Annotated in this window: 18 protein-coding genes; 14 read left to right on the top strand and 4 right to left on the bottom strand. The window is 64.4% G+C overall.

The annotated features are described in order from the left end of the window. The first annotated feature begins 111 nt into the window (after window positions 1–111). Window positions 112–1614, top strand: a complete 1503-nt coding sequence (locus G405_RS0111255; RefSeq protein ID WP_022701626.1) for a UbiD family decarboxylase — start codon at window positions 112–114, stop codon at window positions 1612–1614. A 24-nt stretch (window positions 1615–1638) separates the two neighbouring features. Here G405_RS0111255 and G405_RS0111250 read toward each other — a convergent pair whose 3' ends face one another. Both G405_RS0111250 and G405_RS0111245 read right to left on the bottom strand, forming a co-directional pair. Further along, on the bottom strand, window positions 1639–2307 hold the full coding sequence (locus tag G405_RS0111250; RefSeq protein WP_022701625.1) for a DUF4386 family protein: 669 nt from the start codon (window positions 2305–2307) through the stop codon (window positions 1639–1641). 85 nt (window positions 2308–2392) lie between these two features. Then, on the bottom strand, window positions 2393–3067 hold the full coding sequence (locus G405_RS0111245) for a DUF2306 domain-containing protein (protein ID WP_022701624.1): 675 nt from the start codon (window positions 3065–3067) through the stop codon (window positions 2393–2395). A 155-nt stretch (window positions 3068–3222) separates the two neighbouring features. On the opposite strand from G405_RS0111245, the gene G405_RS16620 reads away from it, so the two are divergent. The 9 genes from G405_RS16620 to G405_RS0111200 all read left to right on the top strand — a co-directional run bounded on the left by G405_RS16620 (window position 3223) and on the right by G405_RS0111200 (window position 11185). Continuing rightward, a complete protein-coding gene (locus G405_RS16620) occupies window positions 3223–4356 on the top strand; it encodes a helix-turn-helix domain-containing protein (protein WP_022701623.1) in 1134 nt (377 codons plus the stop codon). A gap of 137 nt (window positions 4357–4493) precedes the next feature. Beyond that, window positions 4494–4748: a flagellar basal body rod C-terminal domain-containing protein gene (locus G405_RS17015; protein ID WP_160092149.1), complete on the top strand. Its 255-nt coding sequence runs from the start codon at window positions 4494–4496 to the stop codon at window positions 4746–4748. A 73-nt stretch (window positions 4749–4821) separates the two neighbouring features. Then, window positions 4822–5790, top strand: a complete 969-nt coding sequence (locus G405_RS0111230; protein WP_022701621.1) for a GGDEF domain-containing response regulator — start codon at window positions 4822–4824, stop codon at window positions 5788–5790. A gap of 37 nt (window positions 5791–5827) precedes the next feature. Further along, on the top strand, window positions 5828–6493 hold the full coding sequence (locus G405_RS0111225) for a DsbA family oxidoreductase (protein ID WP_022701620.1): 666 nt from the start codon (window positions 5828–5830) through the stop codon (window positions 6491–6493). A gap of 23 nt (window positions 6494–6516) precedes the next feature. Next, window positions 6517–6912 carry an MAPEG family protein gene (locus G405_RS0111220; RefSeq protein ID WP_022701619.1) on the top strand — a complete coding sequence of 132 codons (396 nt, stop codon included), beginning with the start codon at window positions 6517–6519 and terminating at the stop codon, window positions 6910–6912. A gap of 57 nt (window positions 6913–6969) precedes the next feature. Further along, window positions 6970–8349 carry a TldD/PmbA family protein gene (locus G405_RS0111215; protein WP_022701618.1) on the top strand — a complete coding sequence of 460 codons (1380 nt, stop codon included), beginning with the start codon at window positions 6970–6972 and terminating at the stop codon, window positions 8347–8349. Beyond that, a complete protein-coding gene (locus tag G405_RS0111210) occupies window positions 8349–9122 on the top strand; it encodes a 3'(2'),5'-bisphosphate nucleotidase CysQ (protein ID WP_022701617.1) in 774 nt (257 codons plus the stop codon). Before G405_RS0111215 ends, G405_RS0111210 begins: the two co-directional genes overlap by 1 nt. A gap of 21 nt (window positions 9123–9143) precedes the next feature. Continuing rightward, window positions 9144–9386, top strand: coding sequence for a DUF4170 domain-containing protein (locus G405_RS0111205; protein ID WP_022701616.1), 243 nt, complete (start codon window positions 9144–9146; stop codon window positions 9384–9386). A gap of 80 nt (window positions 9387–9466) precedes the next feature. After that, the gene (locus G405_RS0111200; RefSeq protein ID WP_022701615.1) at window positions 9467–11185 is read left to right on the top strand and encodes an ABC transporter ATP-binding protein; all 1719 of its coding nucleotides are present in this window, start codon (window positions 9467–9469) and stop codon (window positions 11183–11185) included. A 233-nt stretch (window positions 11186–11418) separates the two neighbouring features. Here the strand turns inward: G405_RS0111200 and G405_RS0111195 are convergent, their stop codons facing one another. Both G405_RS0111195 and G405_RS0111190 read right to left on the bottom strand, forming a co-directional pair. Beyond that, window positions 11419–12198, bottom strand: a complete 780-nt coding sequence (locus G405_RS0111195) for an FkbM family methyltransferase (RefSeq protein WP_022701614.1) — start codon at window positions 12196–12198, stop codon at window positions 11419–11421. A 54-nt stretch (window positions 12199–12252) separates the two neighbouring features. Then, window positions 12253–12915, bottom strand: a complete 663-nt coding sequence (locus G405_RS0111190) for a fused DSP-PTPase phosphatase/NAD kinase-like protein (protein WP_022701613.1) — start codon at window positions 12913–12915, stop codon at window positions 12253–12255. 20 nt (window positions 12916–12935) lie between these two features. On the opposite strand from G405_RS0111190, the gene G405_RS0111185 reads away from it, so the two are divergent. From G405_RS0111185 to G405_RS0111170, 4 genes are read left to right on the top strand one after another with little or no spacing between them, the layout of a single operon-like run. Continuing rightward, window positions 12936–13766: a lysophospholipid acyltransferase family protein gene (locus G405_RS0111185; RefSeq protein ID WP_022701612.1), complete on the top strand. Its 831-nt coding sequence runs from the start codon at window positions 12936–12938 to the stop codon at window positions 13764–13766. Then, the gene (locus G405_RS15860; protein ID WP_022701611.1) at window positions 13763–15040 is read left to right on the top strand and encodes a 3-deoxy-D-manno-octulosonic acid transferase; all 1278 of its coding nucleotides are present in this window, start codon (window positions 13763–13765) and stop codon (window positions 15038–15040) included. Before G405_RS0111185 ends, G405_RS15860 begins: the two co-directional genes overlap by 4 nt. Then, window positions 15037–16047 (top strand): tetraacyldisaccharide 4'-kinase, encoded by a 1011-nt coding sequence (gene lpxK / locus G405_RS0111175; protein WP_022701610.1) that lies wholly within the window; start codon window positions 15037–15039, stop codon window positions 16045–16047. The genes G405_RS15860 and lpxK overlap by 4 nt, the downstream gene beginning before the upstream one ends. Before the next feature lie 9 nt (window positions 16048–16056). After that, window positions 16057–16974 (top strand): lysophospholipid acyltransferase family protein, encoded by a 918-nt coding sequence (locus G405_RS0111170; RefSeq protein WP_022701609.1) that lies wholly within the window; start codon window positions 16057–16059, stop codon window positions 16972–16974. The last annotated feature ends 145 nt before the right edge of the window (window positions 16975–17119 follow it).

Raw genomic sequence — 17119 nt, 5'->3', positions numbered from 1 at the left:
TTAACAGCATCAGACGCCGCCCGCGCGCAGCCTTGCGCCTGTAACGCAGCTTCGCGCTTGGCCCGCCTGCCGGGCAGGCCTAGTTTGCACTCCATCTGACAGGAGGGCCGGATGGCGTACAAATCTCTGCGCGACTTCATCGCTTTGCTGGAGGCGGAAGGTGAGCTCAAGCGCGTCTCCCGCCCGGTCTCCACCCATCTGGAAATGACCGAGATCCAGACCCGGCTTCTGAAAAACGGCGGTCCTGCGGTCCTGTTTGAAAACCCCGTGCATGAAGACGGCCGGCCCAGCGAAATGCCGGCCCTGGCCAATCTGTTCGGCACGGTGGGCCGCGTCGCCCGCGCGGTGACCCTGGGCGGCGAGCCGCGCAAGACGGCGTCTGATCTGCGCGAAGTGGGCGAGCTTCTGGCCTTCCTGCGTCAGCCCGAACCGCCGCGCGGCCTGAAAGATGCGCTCGGCATGCTGCCGCTGGCCAAGACCGTGATGAGCATGCGCCCCGCCAATGTGCGCAAGGCGCCGTGCCAGGAAGTCGTGCTGCAAGGCGAGGACATTGATCTGGATCGCCTGCCGATCCAGGGCTGCTGGCCGGGCGAGCCGGACCCGCTGATCACCTGGCCGCTGGTGGTTACAAAGGGCCCGTCCGACGACAAGCAGGACGACTTCAACCTCGGCATTTACCGAATGCAGAAGCTGGGCAAGGACCGCGCGATCATGCGCTGGCTCAAGCATCGCGGCGGCGCCCAGCATTTCCAGCGCTGGAAGAATGAAAAGCCCGAGCCCCTGCCCGTGGCCTGCGTTCTGGGCGCCGATCCCGGCACCATCCTCGCCGCCGTCACGCCCGTGCCGGATACGCTGAGCGAATACCAGTTCGCAGGGCTGCTGCGTGGTCAGAAAGCCGAGCTGGTGGATTGCAAGACCGTGCCGCTGAAAGTCCCCGCCGAGGCCGAGATCGTGCTTGAAGGCCATGTGATGCTGGATGAGTACGAGGATGAAGGCCCGTACGGCGATCACACCGGCTATTACAACTCGGTCGAGAAATTCCCGGTCTTCAAGATCAGCGCCATCACCATGCGCAAGGACCCGATCTATCTGACCACCTTCACCGGCCGTCCGCCGGACGAACCCTCCGTGCTGGGCGAGGCGCTCAACGAGGTGTTCATCCCGCTGGTGCGCCAGCAATTCCCCGAGATCGTCGACTTCTGGCTGCCGCCCGAAGGCTGCAGCTATCGCATCGCCGTCATCTCGATGAAGAAAGCCTATTCGGGCCACGCCAAGCGGGTGATGATGGGCGCCTGGTCCTATCTGCGCCAGTTCATGTACACCAAATGGGTGATCGTCGTGGATGACGACATCAATGCGCGCGACTGGAAGGATGTGATGTGGGCGATCTCCACCCGCATGGACCCGGTACGCGACATCACCCCGATCGAGAACACCCCCATCGACTATCTCGACTTCGCGTCTCCGGTCTCAGGCCTCGGCTCGAAGATCGGGCTCGACGCCACCAATAAATGGCCGGGCGAGACCAACCGCGAATGGGGCGAAAAGCTCTATATGGAGCAGGACGTCATCGACCGGGTGGACGCGATGTGGAGCGAGCTGGGGCTGGACTAGGGCCCCAGCGCCCGGCGCAACGGCTTAGGCCGTCGCCCGTTCCGGTTTCATGACCAGCAGGGCCACGCCCACCACAAAGAACCACGCAATAAAGCCGAGCCCGAAAATCATCGTCGCGACCGAGGCCAAGACGGGCAGGGTTGAGGCTACGCCCGCGCCGCCCACCACCAGCCCCAGCAGATTGACCGGCATGGGGAGGGTCCGGGACTGAAACCCGGCCAGGCTAAGCAGAACGATCCACAGCCCGCCGGTGATCTCATTCCCGCCGCCCAGTCCGGCCGCCACCACGACCGTGCTCCGCCACAAGGATGCGGCAGCGGCCATATCGGTTTCGGCGAGCTGGACGATCTGGCTGGTGGCCACATTGGTCAACATGCCCGTGGCCAGGATCAATCCCGCCCAGATCAGTCCGAACGCCGTCGCGGTTTGCACCAATCCATTCGCAGCCGCTTTCACCCGTTGATGCACGGCGATGACCAACACCACCATGAGCACGGCGTTGAGCACATAGATCACCAGATTCCAGGCTGACATCAGAGCCGCATTTTCAACCAGGAACCCCACATGCTGCTCCGCAGGCACGGACAGGCTGCCATACTGAACCGGCCCCAATATGCTGAAATAGACCCAGAACCCGATCACGTAGGTCAGGCCCGCCGCGATTGCGGCCACTCCACCGAGACGTTGAAACATCCGTCTTCCCTTCCTTCAAAAGTCAGTTTGAAATCGGTCTAGCCCGTTGAGGCTTGCCGTGTGTGTCCGCGTGACGGCGTGGACATCAGCGCTGCATTCCACCGGCTGCGAGCCGGACTTTCACCCCGAAGACCAAGGTCCAACCGATCACGGTCAGAACCGGGACAGACAGAACAAGCGGAGTGCGAAGCGCTTCGGGCAGCACGTGGTTATTGCCAAAGAAAAAGATCCCTGTGGCCAGGAAGAAGGCGAAACCCATCCGCCAGAGATGACGACTGAGCCAGCTCACGCGCTGCGGCGCCGTGTTTCGGGCATAAAACAGATCCAGCACGAACAGCCCGAAACTCACCCCCGCAAGCAAGTAGAAGGCTGCCGGGGGGAGGTCATTGAGCCTTCCCTCAGGGGAAGACGCGGCAATCAGCCCGCCCGACACAGCCCCCAGACACAGCCCGCCTGAAACAAGGCCGGACCATCGCGCCAGAACGATTGAGAGCCAGGCCTGTCGTCGGGCCGCAGCCCAACTGGTCAAGACGGCATGTCCCGCTATGCCTGACAGAAACACCGTGAACAGAATGTCTCGCGCCAGACTGAGCCAGAGACCGCTGAGCGCCAGGGCCAGCATGGCGATCACAAAGATGGACCCCGAGGCGCGGTGCCAGACCTGCCCCTTGCGAGATGACAAGGCCGCCAGTCCGGCCAGCACGGCCACGCACCCCACTGCAAAATGGGCGATCCCCAACAGATCAGGCTCAGTCATCATCCCGCACTTCCATGACGTGTCCGCGCGAACGCCGCGCATATGTCTCATCGGCATAGGAGGCGAGACGGCCAAACGTCGTCCGCGCGTGAGGGCGAGGACACAATCAGGCAGGGATAGCGATTGAACGGGGCAATGCGCTGAACTAGACCCAAGCCATGCAAACTGACGCACTGCTCGTGATCTCTTCCGTACTGGTCGGCATTTCCCTGACCGGCGTTGTCATGACTTTGCGCGGGTCTGCACCGGCGCCCGGTCGCCCTACGCTGATCGTCGTGTTCGGATTGTTTCTGGGGTTGGCCGGACTGCCGCTGATCGCGCGGTTCGCCAGACCCGTGTATGATCTGTACCTGCCCGCGCTCTTGCCCTGCCTCATGCTCTTGCCGGCCTGTCTTTTCCAGTATGTCACAGAGCGGATTGACGCCATCGACCACAGGCCCTGGCGGCGTCGGCATCTGGGCCTCCCGTTCATCGGCGTGATTGTCATGATCGGCTACTGGGCCCTGCCCGGGCCGGTCCGGCGAACACTGCTGATCGAAGGCGATCTGCCAGAGGGCTGGTTCCCGGCCCTGCTCGCGCTGACAACCTTTGCGCTCATTCTGATCTGGGCCGTGACGTCCCTGATTTACCTGGCCGTGATCGTGAAACACCTGTCGCGCTACAGAGCCCGGCTCAAAACCCTCTATTCCAATACCGAAGCGTACGAGCTGCGCTGGATGGATGGGTTCATCCTCATGCTCGTCATCGGCTGGGGCCTCTCAGGCCTCTCAGTCATCAGTGACAATCTGGGTCCTGGTTTGATCGTGCCGGCTGAAGGGGTTGTTCTCACGATTGGCCTGGCCGTGCTGATGCTTGTGGTCTTCGCCACCGGACAAATGCCCGCTCAAGACATCCCGCTTGCACTGCCCCCCGAGCCGGACAAGTACGCCCGCTCGGCGTTATCGTCCGAACGCATGGAACACATCGCCCGCAAGCTCGAAACGGCCATGCGAGCCGAGGCGCTCTATCTGGACCCCACGCTGTCGCTCCAAAAACTGGCCAAGCATGTGGCCGCACCCCACAATCATGTCTCCCAAACCCTGAACGGGCATCTGGGCACGACATTTTTTGATTATGTGGCGCGATGGCGCGTTCAAGCGGCCCAGCCCTTATTGCTGGCACAAGAAGCCTCGGTCCTGACCATAGCCCTCGAAGTCGGCTTCAATTCACGCTCCACCTTCTACAAGGCGTTCAAACGTGAAACCGGGCTGACCCCTAAAGACTATCAGAAACAGAACGCGCCAAGCGCTTAACCCCGCGGTAACTCACATTACCAGTTCCGCGTGCAATTTCCGGATGTTGGACGCATGGTCTGGGTATGAACTCGGTTTTCTCATCCGGCGTACAAGCCTTCCAAGCCGCCACAGCGCGGCTGGATGCTGCGGCAGGCATGGTCAACCGCGTTCGCCCATCGACCATCCCTGCCGCGCTTACCCAAAGCGCTTCAGCTCCTGACGCGCCTGCCGGGCGATCCGACGCCCCCCCACCACCCGCCGGACCCGGCGGGCGCGTTTCTTCTTTTGACGATGACTATGTCACCGCCATGGTCGATATGATCAAAGCTGAACACCAGGCCTCAGCCGCCGTCAGCGTCATTCGCACGGCCGATGAGATGATCGGTAAGTTGCTGGACGCGAAAGCGTAAATCGCGCGAACTGACTGCAGTAACTCCGCCGATGCTCAGGAAGCCGTTAAGGCTTCACACCTAGTGTGCCCCCATGGCTGTGTCAGAATCCATCCCTGCTGCGGGTGCATCCCCCAATGTGTCGGCGCCCGTCCTGGATGCCGGCGAAGATCGGCTGCATATCCATATCTGCGAAGCCAGCCGGGTTCAGCGCGCCATTCTGTGCCGCATGCTGGGCGAAGCCGGCTTTGAGACCAGCTCGTCCGGTCATGCCGAAGACAGCCTCAAACAGCTGGCCGACAACCCGCCCGACATTTTCATGACAGCGATCGAGTTGCCCGATTTCTCCGGGCTTGAGAGCTGCTGGCTGGTCAAGGCCAACCCCGAGACCGAGCATATTCACACCATGGTGCTGACCGCGTCAGGCCAAGAGGACAAGCTCGCTGAATCGCTCGATTCAGGCGCTGACGATTATCTGACGAAACCGCTCGATCCCAATGAGTTGAAAGCCCGCCTGCGCGCGGCGTCGCGCATTGTGCGCCTGACCCAGCGCATGCGGAACGAAGCGGAGACGGATGCACTGACCGGGGCGTATAATCGCCGGGTCTTCATGCGCACGCTGGAGCGCGAACACAAGAAAGCGCTCGACCAGGCGCTGCCGTTCAGCGTCGGCATGGTTGATCTTGATTTCTTCAAGAAGATCAATGACACCCATGGCCATGCCAGCGGCGACCGGGTGTTGATCGAGACCGTGCGCCAGCTCAAAGCCCAGCTCCGCCCGCCCGCCATGCTGGGCCGACTGGGCGGCGAGGAATTCGCCGTTGTTCTGCCCGGTCAGGATGAGCAGCAAGCGCGCCAGACATGCGAAACCCTGCGCGAGACCGTCCAGGCCATGCATGTGGAGAACGATGTGGGACAGCGCATCCCCGTCACGGCCTCGCTGGGGCTCGCCGTTCTGAACCCCGGCGATCTCAACTCGACCGGCGAGCACATGCTCGCACGCGCCGACGGCGGCCTTTATGACGCCAAGGAAGGCGGTCGCAATCAGGTTTGCATCGGCTGATCTTTTCGAGCTGGTGCGAACGCTCTAGGGTCCGGCCATGACCCAAGTTTCCGTTGATATCGTCTCTGACGTGGTTTGCCCCTGGTGCTGGCTTGGCCTGCGCTATTGGGATCAGGCCCGAGCGCTGGTTCCCGAGATCCAGACCGAAACCCTGTATCGTCCGTTTCAGCTGGACGGCGCGATCCCGCCCGGCGGCGTCGCCTATAAGGACTATATGAAAAAGAAGTTCGGCGATGGCCCGGACGACCGCTTCAAGATGATGCGTGAGCATCTTGAACAGGCCGGCCCCGCCGCCGGGATCAACTTCCGCTTTTCCGGCATCCCCATGCGGCCCAACACGCTTAACGCGCATCGCGTCATCCGCTGGGCGCAAGGTCAGGATCTGGGCGAAGCCGCCTCCGAACGCCTGCACAAGGCGTTCTTTGACGATCATCTCGATATTGGCGATCTGGCCGTGCTGACACAGCTGGCGGGCGAGATCGGACTGGACGCCGACATCGTCGCCTCGCTGCTGCAGTCAGACCAGGACGCTCAGGCGGTTCTGGACGAAGAGCAATTCTACCGGCGGCTAGGCGTACAGGGCGTGCCGTGCTTTATTTTCAATGGACAGTTCGCAGTCTCCGGCGCCGAGGCGCCTGAAGTTCTGGCGGACGCGATCCGGCAGGCCGCAAGCCTGCCCCAAGACAATGACGACGCCGGATAACCGGCGCGCCGCAGGGGGAATCCATGACCGCAATGCAAGTCGCCAGCCTGTATGTTGGCCTCAACTTACTCATTCTGCTGATCCTCGGGGCCAATGTGGTCCGATATCGGCTCAGCACCAAGACCAGCCTGGGGATGGGCGACAGCCCCGACCTCGAACGCGCCTGCCGCGCCCACGCCAATGGCGCGGAATGGACGCCGGGCGTGCTGATCGCTCTGGTGGTGATGGCGCTGATCGGCGCGCCGGTCATGGCGATTCACGCTGTCGGTGTAACGCTGACGGTCGCGCGCGGCATTCATGGCTGGGGCGTCGCCACCCAGGACGGACCTAATATCGGTCGCTTTCTCGGCGCCCTGTTGACCATGACCATTTATGCGGTTCTGGCGGTCGGTCTGATCCTTCACGCGGTCACGGGCTGAGCCTTCAGCCGATCTGACGCGTTGCGCTCGGGGTCGTGTTGACGTTATGGGATCGGTATGACCGATCAAAACGCCAGCGCCGGCCTGGGCGCGCCCGACACCCGTTCGCTTCTTTCCCTGGCTCATGAGCTGGTCGACCGCGCCAAGGCGGCCGGCGCTCAGGACGCCGAGGCCCTGCTGTCTGAATCGCGCGCCATCGAAGCGGGCGTTCGCGAGGGCAAGCTGGAAACCGTCGAACGCAGCGAGACCCGCGATGCGGGCTTGCGCGTTCTGATCGGCAAACGCCAGGCGGGCGTCGCCTTCTCTGATCTTTCCGAAGCAGGGATGAGCCTCGCCGTCGAACGTGCGGTGGCGATGGCCAAGGCCGCGCCGGAAGACCCGTATTGCGGTCTGGTCGAGCCTGAAAAACTGGCCCGCAACCTGCCCGACATCAACACCTATGAAGCGTCGGACTTCACGCCGGAGCAGCTGGAAGCCGCCGCGCTTGAGATAGAAGCGGCCGCCCTGGGCGTCAAAGGCGTCGCAATGACCTCAGGCTGCGGCGCCAGCGCGGGCGTCGGCGGATCGGCCTTCGTGACCTCGACCGGATTTGAACGCGCCCGTCTGGGCTCGCGCTGCGGGCTGGGCGTCGCCGCCATCGCCAAGGACGCCTCCGGCGCGATGGAGCGCGATTACGACACCCACGCCGCCCGTCGCCGCTCGGACCTCAAGACGGCGCAGGAAATCGGCCTCAGCGCCGGCGAACGCGCGGTCAGCCGCGTGGGCGCGGAAAAACTCTCGACCGGCAAGATGGCGGTGGTGTTCGACAAGCGTGTCTCCACCACCTTTATCTCCTCGCTTTTGGGCGCGATTTCCGGCCCGGCCATCGCCCGCGGCACGTCCTTCCTGCGCGACAAGATGGGCGAGCGCCTGTTCAGCGAAGGCGTGGACGTGATCGAGGACCCGTTGCGCGACTGGAGCTTCGGCGCCCGTGCGGTGGACGCGGAAGGCATCGCCTGCAAACCGCGCGCCCTGATCGAAGACGGCATGCTGACCACCTGGCTTCTGAACGCCTCGAGCGCGCGCCAGCTGGGGCTGGAGCTGACCGGGCACGCGTCGCGCAATCTCGGCGGCGCGCCGGGCGTCGGCGCCTCCAACGTGCATCTGAGCGCGGGCGAGCTGGACCGCGACGGCCTGATCGAGGCCGCCGGAACCGGCGTTCTGGTCAGCGAGATGTTCGGTCCGTCGCTGAACGCCAACACCGGCGACTGGTCGGTGGGCGTTGCGGGGTACGCCATCGAGAACGGCAAACTGGGCGGTCCCGTCAGCGAAATCACCGTGGCGGGCAATCTGCTGGACATCTTCGCACGGCTTGTCCCCGGCTCGGATCTGGAATTTGACAGCGCCATCAACGCCCCGAGCGTTCTGGTGGATGCGCTGTCCATCGGCGGGCGCTGATGTACGACCCGCGCGCAGACCGGGACTTGCTGGCGGATGCGGCGCGCGCCGCAGGCGAGCTGGTGCTGGCCTTTCGGGCGCGCGGCATGCGCGACTGGGAGAAACTGCCCGGCGATCCGGTCACCGAAGCGGATCTCGCCTCGGACGCCCTGCTTCAGGAACGTCTGAAAGCGGCCCGTCCCGATTATGGCTGGCTGTCGGAAGAGACCGTGGACGATCAGTCCCGGCTGACCGCCAAGCGCAGCTTTCTGATTGATCCCATCGACGGCACTCGCGCCTTCCTGAAGAACAAGCCCGAATTCGTCATTTCCTGCGCCGTTGTGGAGGATGGCCGCCCGGTCGCCGCTGCGATCTACGACCCCAGCGCCGATGCGATGTATGACGCGGCCCTGGGCCATGGCGCACGCAAGGATGGCGCGCCGCTCGCCATCAGCACCCATGACCGGATCACCGACGCGCGGCTGATCGGCGACCCCGGACGGCTGGCGGATCTGCGCGCGCTCGGCGCTGAGGCGCACACCGTCAATTCCGCGGCCTTGCGCCTGTGCCGACTGGCTGAGGGCGAAGCGGACGCGGTGGTGGCGGTCCGACCTAAGTGGGACTGGGATCTGGCGGCGGGTCATTTACTGGTGGAGGAGTCAGGCGGCGTCTTCACTTCGTCGAAAGGCGAGCCGATGTATTATAACAGGACGAGCGCTGTTCAGGACCCGCCTCTGGCGGCTGGCCCGGTGCTGCACGCCTTGTTATTAGAGCGCCTGACGCAGACCCCATAACGTCCTTTCGGGAGACTCCCCATGACCGAAACCTCTGAACAACAACTGCTCCATCTGGTGATTGGCGGCGAGCTGAAAGATATCGGCCCCTGCGCGCCCGAATTCAAAGACCTCTCCAAGGTCGATTTCGTCGGCGCCTATCCCAATTACGACGCTGCGCGCGAAGCGTGGAAATCCGCCGCCCAGCGCACCGTGGACAATGCGCATATGCGTTATTTCGTGATCCACGCGCACAAGATGCTGGATCCGTCCAAAAAGGACTAAGCGCCCTGTCTGCTGACCCGCCTGCAACCGACGGCGCCCTGCCCGGCGCGCCCAAGCCTCAACGCGCGCGCTCCTTTGCGTTGGCGAAGCGGTTATGGCGCGAGCAGATCACCAAGCATAAAGGGCTTCTCGCCTGGGCGAGTTTGCTCGCCGCCATCACGGCGGCGGCGGCGTCAGGCTATGGCGTGGTGGTGCAACAGGCGTCCGGCCTTCTGGAAAACCGCGACCCCAGCGTGCTCTGGCTGGCGCCGGCGCTGATCCTGGGCGCGGTGATCGTGCGCTCGGTCAGCCTGTTTCTACAAAACCTCGCCACCAACCGGCTGGCGCTGGCGATCATGCGTGATCTTCAGGTCGCCATGTTCGACCGGCTGATCACCGCCGATTTCCAAAGGCTGGAGCGTGAGCCGGTGGGCGCGATCATCTCGCGCTTCACAAACGACATCACCATGCTGCGCGAGGGACTGATCCGCGCCGCCAACAACCTCACCCGCGATTTCCTGACCGTGGTGGGCTGTCTGGCGGTGCTGTTCTGGCTCGACTGGGCGCTGACGCTGGTGGTACTCGCCGTGCTGCTGCTCGCAGGCCACCCCATCACCGTCATCGGCAAGGCGATCCGCAAGCGCTCGGGCGATATTCAGGACCAGATGGGCGATGTGTCGAGCTTTCTCGAAGAAGGCTTTTCCGGCGCCCGGATGATCAAGACCTTCTCGCTCGAAGACTGGTCGCAGACCCGCGCCAAAGGCCGCTTCCAGCAGCGCTTTGAGTTGCTCTTGGCCATGGTCGCCCAGCGCGCCCGGATCGAGCCGATCATGGAAGTCGCCGCCGGCGTCGCGCTGGCAGTGATTTTCGGCTTCGCCGGCTGGCGCGCCTTGAACGGCGCGACGGAACTGTCGGACCTTCTGGGCTTCATCGTCGCTTTCGGGGTGATGAGCTCGCCCATCCGCGCCCTCGCCTCGCTCTCGGGCGTGCTGCAGGAAGGTTTCGCGGTGCTCGACCGGGTCTTCGCCCTGCTCGATGAACAGCCCACGCTCACCGAAGCCGACGACGCCAAACCCCTCGTCCTCACGGGCGGCCATGTGCGCGTCAATGATGTCAGCTTCCAGTATGAGCCGGGCGTGGATGCGCTGTCGCACATCACGCTGGACGCCAAGCCGGGCGAGACGATCGCCTTGGTGGGGCCATCAGGCTCGGGCAAGACGACGCTCTTGAACCTCATCGCGCGGCTGTATGATCCCCGTGAAGGCTCGGTCGAGATCGACGGTCAGGACATCGCCCAGGCCCAGCTCTCCTCGCTGCGCCGCCAACTGGCGCTCGTCAGCCAGGAGGTGACCCTGTTTGACGACACGATCAGAAACAATATCGCGCTCGGAAAGCTCGGCGCCTCGGATGACGAGATCATCGCCGCCGCCAAGGCCGCCGACGCCCATGACTTCATTCTGGGCCTGTCGAGCGGCTATGACACGCAAGCCGGGCCCAAGGGTTCAAACCTCTCCGGCGGTCAGCGCCAGCGCGTGGCCATCGCCCGCGCCATCCTGAAAGATGCGCCGATCCTGTTGCTCGACGAAGCCACCAGCGCGCTCGACGCCAAGTCCGAAGCGCGGGTCCAGCACGCCCTTGATGAGCTGAGCCGCGACCGCACCACCATCGTCATCGCCCACCGCCTCGCCACCGTGCGCAAGGCGGACCGCATCTATGTCATGAAGGCGGGCGAGATCGTGGAAAGCGGCGACCATGACAGCCTGATCGCCCAGACCGGCCTCTACGCGCAATTGAGCGCGCTGCAGTTCGCGGACGGGTAGTCAGGTCCTGAATTCCCGGGCGAGCGAAGCGAAGACCCGGGACCTCCCTCCGCTTGAAGCGCCTTATCCTGATGGAGGCCCCGGCTCTGCGCTGCGCTTGGCCGGGGTTTCATCCACATTTCGAGGCGTACAAATCCCTCTTTCCCGGCGAAGGCCGGGACCCAGAGATCATCTCACACTGCGCATACGGCTCTGGATCCCCGCCTGCGCGGGGAGAGAGGAGGGAGAGACATTCAAGCCGGCCACAGCCCGCAGCGCTTCAAGTCACCCACCCGCTCGCCGGGCACATAGACCGTATTCTCGCGGCCTTCCTCGCCCGGACGGAGGCGGTCGCCGTCAAAGGCGGCGCGGGTATAGCCCAGCTCTTCGGTCAGCGCCTGATCGGCGAGCTCATTGGTCTGCATCAGGATGAGCGGACGGCAGCGCTGAAGCGTCTCTTTGGCGCCGCGCACGACCGAGGCGAACCAGCCCGGCGCGTCGATCTTGAGAAAGCCGGGATTGAGCGACAGCATATCCAGCGTGAAGGTGCGCGCCTCGCCCGCCATCATTTCCAGCTGATCCGGATCAAACCCGCTCACCCGGTGTTCGCTCAGCCAGCCGCCCGCCTGGTCAGGATCAAAGGAGGCCAGCCCGTCATAGACAAAGCTGCGATAGACCGGCACGTACAGCCGCCGCGCCTCGTCTTTGTCGCTTAACCCGCAGGCATAGACCGCCAGCGCAGGATCATCGTCAAACAGGGTCGCCAGCGAACACGCCAGCGGCACATTGGGTTCAAACGCATGGATCAGGGCGTTGGGCTGATAGAGCCGTATGGCGTCCACGCTCTGGCCGCGATGGGCGCCCACATCAATGAAGACCTCGCCCGGATCGGGCCGCCAGCGTGAGAGCAGCGAGAATTCGCGCTCGAACGGACGGCGCAGCGTGCGGCGCATGAAACGCTGGGCGCTCGCCTTGGCGTCGACAAATCGCGGAAACCGGCTTTGCAAAGCCCGGACATGGCTGGTGATCGGCATGAGGCGCTCCCTCCTGCATCCAGAAGATGCAAGCGGTGCGCCATCAACCTCAAGCTATTCGCGGCGCAAGATTTTCTCGGTCAGGGCCGAGCCCCACCAGCTGGCCATGAAGCCGTCATGGCACGCCTGGCGGTCATATTCGGTGCGCACCCAGTCCAGAAACTCGATCGGCGAAGCGGCGTTTCTCTGACGATAGAGGTCAAAGAAATGATCGAGCATGCCGGTCTTGCCCTGCTTGATATGGCCGTATTTGAACGAGAGCTGCTCGACCGCCTCTTCAAACGGGGCCTTCTCGTGCAAGAGCTTGTACATCACCGCCACGATGCCCGCCCGGTCCGCGCCGGACTTGCAATGCATGAAGGCGGGGTAGGCGATTTCGTCGAACACTTTGATGAGATGCTCGATCCGCTCCACATACGGCGCCTCACGCGAGCCCCAGGGCAGGTCGACGATCTCAAGGCCCAGCTCGGCGCAGGTATGATGCTCAAGATCATAATAGTGCCGCCCCGGCTGGGTCCCGCGCAGGTTGAGGATCGTCTTGAACCCCATATCCTTGAGCGCTTTCAGCCGCTTGGGGCTGGGCTGATTGCCGCGCCACATCTCGCCGCCTACGCGGTGCATGTTGTGAAAGCTTTGGCGCAGCACGCCATGATCGCCCCACATCAGGCCCTTCATCGCGCGCTTGTAATCCGCCGGATCGTTCAAATCATACGTCATGGCGGGCTGAAGTAAGGCGCTTGAGCACAGCTTGCAATGACCTGTTGCGTGCGATTGACGCGCACGGAACGCTTGACGGATCGGTCCGGGGCGGCGATCCAGCGCAGACCATGTTGAAGTCCATCCTCTCTTCGGCCCCCGTTCAAGCGCTGATCGCCGCGTTGCTGGCGGGCTATATGAGCCTTGTCAAAGCCACCACCCGCTGGGAGGTGCGCGGGCGCGAACACGCTGAACAGATCTGGGCGGGCGGGGACGGCGTGATCTGCGGCGTCTGGCATGGCCGGATCCTGATGACCATCGCCGCCTGGCCCAAAGACGTGCAGCCGCCCGCCATATTGATCTCCCGCTCCCGCGAAGGCGATGTGGTCACCAAGGTCGCCGCCCATCACAAGGTGGAAGTCGTGCGCGGCTCATCGCGCAACAAGAAAAAGACCAAGCAGAAAGGCGGGCTGAGCGCGTTTCGCGAAATGGTCCGCTGGGTCGAAGGCGGCGGCTGCATGGCGCTGACCCCGGACGGGCCGCGCGGGCCGCGCATGCGCGCCGGCCTCGGCGCGGTGAAACTCGCCCGCGCGACGGGCGCGCCCATTCTGGGTCTGGGCTGGTCCACCTCCAACGCGATCATCTTCAAGAGCTGGGACCGGTTCGTCCTGCCGCTGCCCTTTGGCAAGGGCGTCATCGTCTGGGCCGAGCCTGTCCGGATCGCCAAGGACGCGGACAAGGATCAGCTGGAAGAGGCCCGCGCCACGCTGGAGGCGCGCATGATCAGCGCCAATATGGAAGCTGATCTCGCCTGCCGGGGCGAAGCGATCATCGCCGCGCCGCGCCCGGACGCCCAACAGGACGCGGCATGAGTGCGGCCGGCCTGTCGCTCTATCGCGCCGCCGCCACCGCCCTGAAGCCGGCGGCGCGCTGGCTGTTGAACCGGCGAGCCCGCGCCGGCAAGGAAGATCCAGACCGGCTGACCGAACGCTTGGGACAGGCGGGACTGCCGCGACCCGAGGGCCGGCTGATCTGGCTGCACGCCGCCAGCGTCGGCGAAAGCCAGATGGCGCTGACGGTCGCTGAAGCCCTGCTCGCTCAGCATTCGAACGCCCATGTGCTGATCACCTCGGGCACGCTCACCTCTGCAAACCTCATCGCGCGACGCGGCCTGGATCGGCTGATCCATCAGTTTCCGCCCGTGGATGCGCCAGACTGGGTGAGCGCCTTTCTCGATCATTGGCGTCCCGATCTGGCGGTGTTCACCGAAAGCGAGCTTTGGCCGAACCTCATCCTCGCCGCGAAAGCGCGCGGCGTGCCGCTGGCGCTGATGAATGCGCGGATGAACCAGAAATCACTGGACGGCTGGGCGCGCTGGCCCCAAAGCGCCCGCACGCTTCTGGGCGCATTTGACTGGATCGGCGCTGCGGACCAACGCACGGCGGACGGTCTGTCCAAACTCACCGGCCAGCCGATCACGAACGCCGGCAATCTGAAACTCGAATGCGGCCTGCCCGCACCCGACCCCGAGACGCTGACTGAGGGTCAGGCGCTGATCGGCGACCGTCCGGTCTTTGTCGCCGCCAGCACTCATGCGGGCGAGGAAACGCTGATCGCCAACGCCCATGCAGCTCTGCTGAAAGACCAGCCCGACGCGCTGATGATCCTGGTCCCGCGCCATCCCGAGCGCGCTAGCGAAGTGGCGGATATCCTGAACGCGGCGGGGCTCAGCTTCGCCCAGCGCTCCAAGGGCGAAACGCCTCAGAGCGTGCAGGTCTGGCTGGCCGATACGCTGGGCGAGATGGCGCTGTGGTATGCGCTGTGCCCGGTTGCGGTGATCGCGGGCAGTTTCATGGACGGCATTGGCGGGCATAACCCGATTGAGGCCAGCCGCGCGGGCGCGTCGGTCGTGACCGGTCCTTATGTGGACAGCTTTGCGGATGTCTACGCGGTCTATGACGCCCATGACGCGCGCAGCGTCGCGCACACGGCGGACGAGGTCGCAACGCAAATCCGCCAGGGCTGGAGCGATGGCGGCAGGATGATCGAAAACGCCCGGGCGGCGCTCGACGCCTTGCCCGGCGGCGCGTTGCCCCTCACCCTGTCCCATCTGAACCGACTTCTCGACCAAGGACCCAAAGGATGAGAGCGCCGCCCTTCTGGGATGACACCGCCCCGCGCAGCTCCGCCGCGCTGACCCGCGCGCTGCTCTCGCCGCTGGGGGCGCTCTACGCCTGGGCCGGGGCGCGCCGCCTCCGCACCACAACGCCTGCGCCAGCCCCCGCGCCGGTGATCTGCGTGGGCAATCTGACGGTGGGCGGGGTCGGCAAGACGCCGGTGACCGCCGCCCTGATGCGCGCCGCCCGTCAAAAAGGGCTGAAAGCGGCGGGGCTCAGCCGCGGTTGGGGCGGCAAGCTTGCCGGGCCTGTGAAGGTCGACGCCAAGCTGCATTCCGTCTCGGATGTGGGCGATGAGCCGCTGCTGCTCTCGCGGCTGGCGCCGGTCTATGTGGCTCGCCACCGCCCCGAAGGCGCGATGATGGCCGCTCAGGAGGGCGCGGACCTCATCCTCATGGATGACGGCCATCAGAACCCCAGCCTTGAAAAAACGCTCTCCATCGTGGTGGTGGACGCGGTGACCGGCTGGGGGCCGGGCACGATCTTTCCCGCCGGGCCGTTGCGCGAACCGGTCAAGGCGGGCCTGGCGCGCGCCGACGCGGTGATCGTGATGTGTCCCAGCGCCGAGTTCACGCCCGATCTGGACAAGCTTCAGCTTTCAGATCTTGAAATCCCGGTGCTGACCGCCTGGCTGGCGCCGGAAGCCGCGCCGCCCTCAGGCCCGCTTCTGGCCTTCGCGGGCATCGGACGGCCGCAGAAATTCTACGACGCGCTGGAAGCGGCGGGCGGGACTTTGGCCGACACGGCGAGCTTTCCCGATCACCACGCCTTCACCCGTGGCGAGATCGAGGAACTGGCCGATCTGGCTGAAAGCCATAACGCCACCTTGATCACCACGGAAAAAGACCATGTGCGCCTGCCCGGCGGGGTAAAGGGTTCGGTCATCGCCTGGCCTGTGCGCGCCGTGTTCAAGGATGAGGCGCGGCTGGACGCGCTGATTGATCAGGCCATGGATTCCTTCGCCAACTCCCGCTAAGCCAGAGCCATGTCAGATTTGATGAAATCCATCGGCTTTCGCGCCGAAGCCCTGGGCTGGGACGCCTATCAGGGCCTGTTCCGCTCCATGGGGCTGGAGCGCGCCTCGGACTATGGCGCCAAGCTGCTGCGCACTTTGGGGCCGAAACTCTCCGTGCATCATGTGGCGCGGGTGAACATGCAAATCGCCTTTCCCGAAGCGTCAGAGCGCGAAATCGACGGATTGCTGGACGCCATGTGGGACAATTTCGGCCGCGTCGTCGGCGAGTTCCCCAACATGCACCGCTTTGATTTCAGCCCCGGCAGCGATCAGGTCGAAGTGGTGGGCGCGGACATCCTCGCCGAGCTCGACCGTCAGGGGCGCCCGGCGGTGCTGGTGGGCGGCCATTTCGCCAATTGGGAAATGCTCGCGGCCGTGATCGTGCAGCAGATGAAAGACTGCCGCATCACCTATCGCCACGCCAACAACCCGCTGATCGACAAACGCATCATCGACCAGCGCAAGGCCTATGGCGTCAACATCCTGGCGCCCAAGGGCGGCCATGGCGCCAAGGAGCTGATGCAGGCGCTGAAAGCGGGCGCCTCGGTCGGGCTGATGAACGATCAGAAGATGAATGACGGCATCGCCGCGCCGTTTTTCGGGCGGGACGCCATGACCGCCGCCGGTCCTGCGCGCATGGCGCTGCGCTATGACTGCCCGCTGGTGCCGATGAATGTGGTGCGCAAGGACGGCGCCCGGTTCAAGGTGACGATCTACGAGCCCCTGCCCAAGCCCGACGGTCAGGACGCGGCGGCCATCCTTGAGACCGTCACCACCATCAACCGCTTCATCGAAGACCGTATCCGCGAAGCCCCCAGCCAATGGTTCTGGGTGCATCGCCGGTTTGAGAAATCGCTGTATAAAAAGGCGAAGACGGAGGGGGTTTAGGCGCCTCCCCTCTCCCCCTTGAACAAGAGGGAGAGTTTGGGTGAGGGGGTGCGTTTCAATATGCGCAGCGCCTGAAACCTGCCCCGCCGCTCACCCCTCACCTGTCCTCTCCCCTCAAAGATGGGAGAGGGACGCTCTCAACCGT

Source organism: Oceanicaulis alexandrii DSM 11625, from assembly GCF_000420265.1.
Lineage (GTDB): Bacteria > Pseudomonadota > Alphaproteobacteria > Caulobacterales > Maricaulaceae > Oceanicaulis > Oceanicaulis alexandrii.
The sequence above is the reverse complement of the archived record's forward strand: the minus strand, read 5'-3'. Positions and strand labels throughout refer to the sequence as shown.

Bases quoted from the DNA above. Each gene is read 5' to 3' on its own strand.
- G405_RS0111190 (WP_022701613.1), bottom strand. From the start codon at position 12,915: ATGACGTATGATTTGAACGATCCGGCGGATTACAAGCGCGCGATGAAG.
- G405_RS0111250 (WP_022701625.1), bottom strand. From the start codon at position 2,307: ATGTTTCAACGTCTCGGTGGAGTGGCCGCAATCGCGGCGGGCCTGACC.
- G405_RS17015 (WP_160092149.1), top strand. From the start codon at position 4,494: ATGGTCAACCGCGTTCGCCCATCGACCATCCCTGCCGCGCTTACCCAA.
- lpxK (WP_022701610.1), top strand. From the start codon at position 15,037: ATGAGAGCGCCGCCCTTCTGGGATGACACCGCCCCGCGCAGCTCCGCC.
- G405_RS0111210 (WP_022701617.1), top strand. From the start codon at position 8,349: ATGTACGACCCGCGCGCAGACCGGGACTTGCTGGCGGATGCGGCGCGC.
- G405_RS0111220 (WP_022701619.1), top strand. From the start codon at position 6,517: ATGACCGCAATGCAAGTCGCCAGCCTGTATGTTGGCCTCAACTTACTC.
- G405_RS0111225 (WP_022701620.1), top strand. From the start codon at position 5,828: ATGACCCAAGTTTCCGTTGATATCGTCTCTGACGTGGTTTGCCCCTGG.
- G405_RS0111215 (WP_022701618.1), top strand. From the start codon at position 6,970: ATGACCGATCAAAACGCCAGCGCCGGCCTGGGCGCGCCCGACACCCGT.
- G405_RS0111230 (WP_022701621.1), top strand. From the start codon at position 4,822: ATGGCTGTGTCAGAATCCATCCCTGCTGCGGGTGCATCCCCCAATGTG.
- G405_RS0111205 (WP_022701616.1), top strand. From the start codon at position 9,144: ATGACCGAAACCTCTGAACAACAACTGCTCCATCTGGTGATTGGCGGC.
- G405_RS15860 (WP_022701611.1), top strand. From the start codon at position 13,763: ATGAGTGCGGCCGGCCTGTCGCTCTATCGCGCCGCCGCCACCGCCCTG.
- G405_RS0111245 (WP_022701624.1), bottom strand. From the start codon at position 3,067: ATGATGACTGAGCCTGATCTGTTGGGGATCGCCCATTTTGCAGTGGGG.
- G405_RS0111170 (WP_022701609.1), top strand. From the start codon at position 16,057: ATGTCAGATTTGATGAAATCCATCGGCTTTCGCGCCGAAGCCCTGGGC.
- G405_RS0111255 (WP_022701626.1), top strand. From the start codon at position 112: ATGGCGTACAAATCTCTGCGCGACTTCATCGCTTTGCTGGAGGCGGAA.
- G405_RS16620 (WP_022701623.1), top strand. From the start codon at position 3,223: ATGCAAACTGACGCACTGCTCGTGATCTCTTCCGTACTGGTCGGCATT.
- G405_RS0111195 (WP_022701614.1), bottom strand. From the start codon at position 12,198: ATGCCGATCACCAGCCATGTCCGGGCTTTGCAAAGCCGGTTTCCGCGA.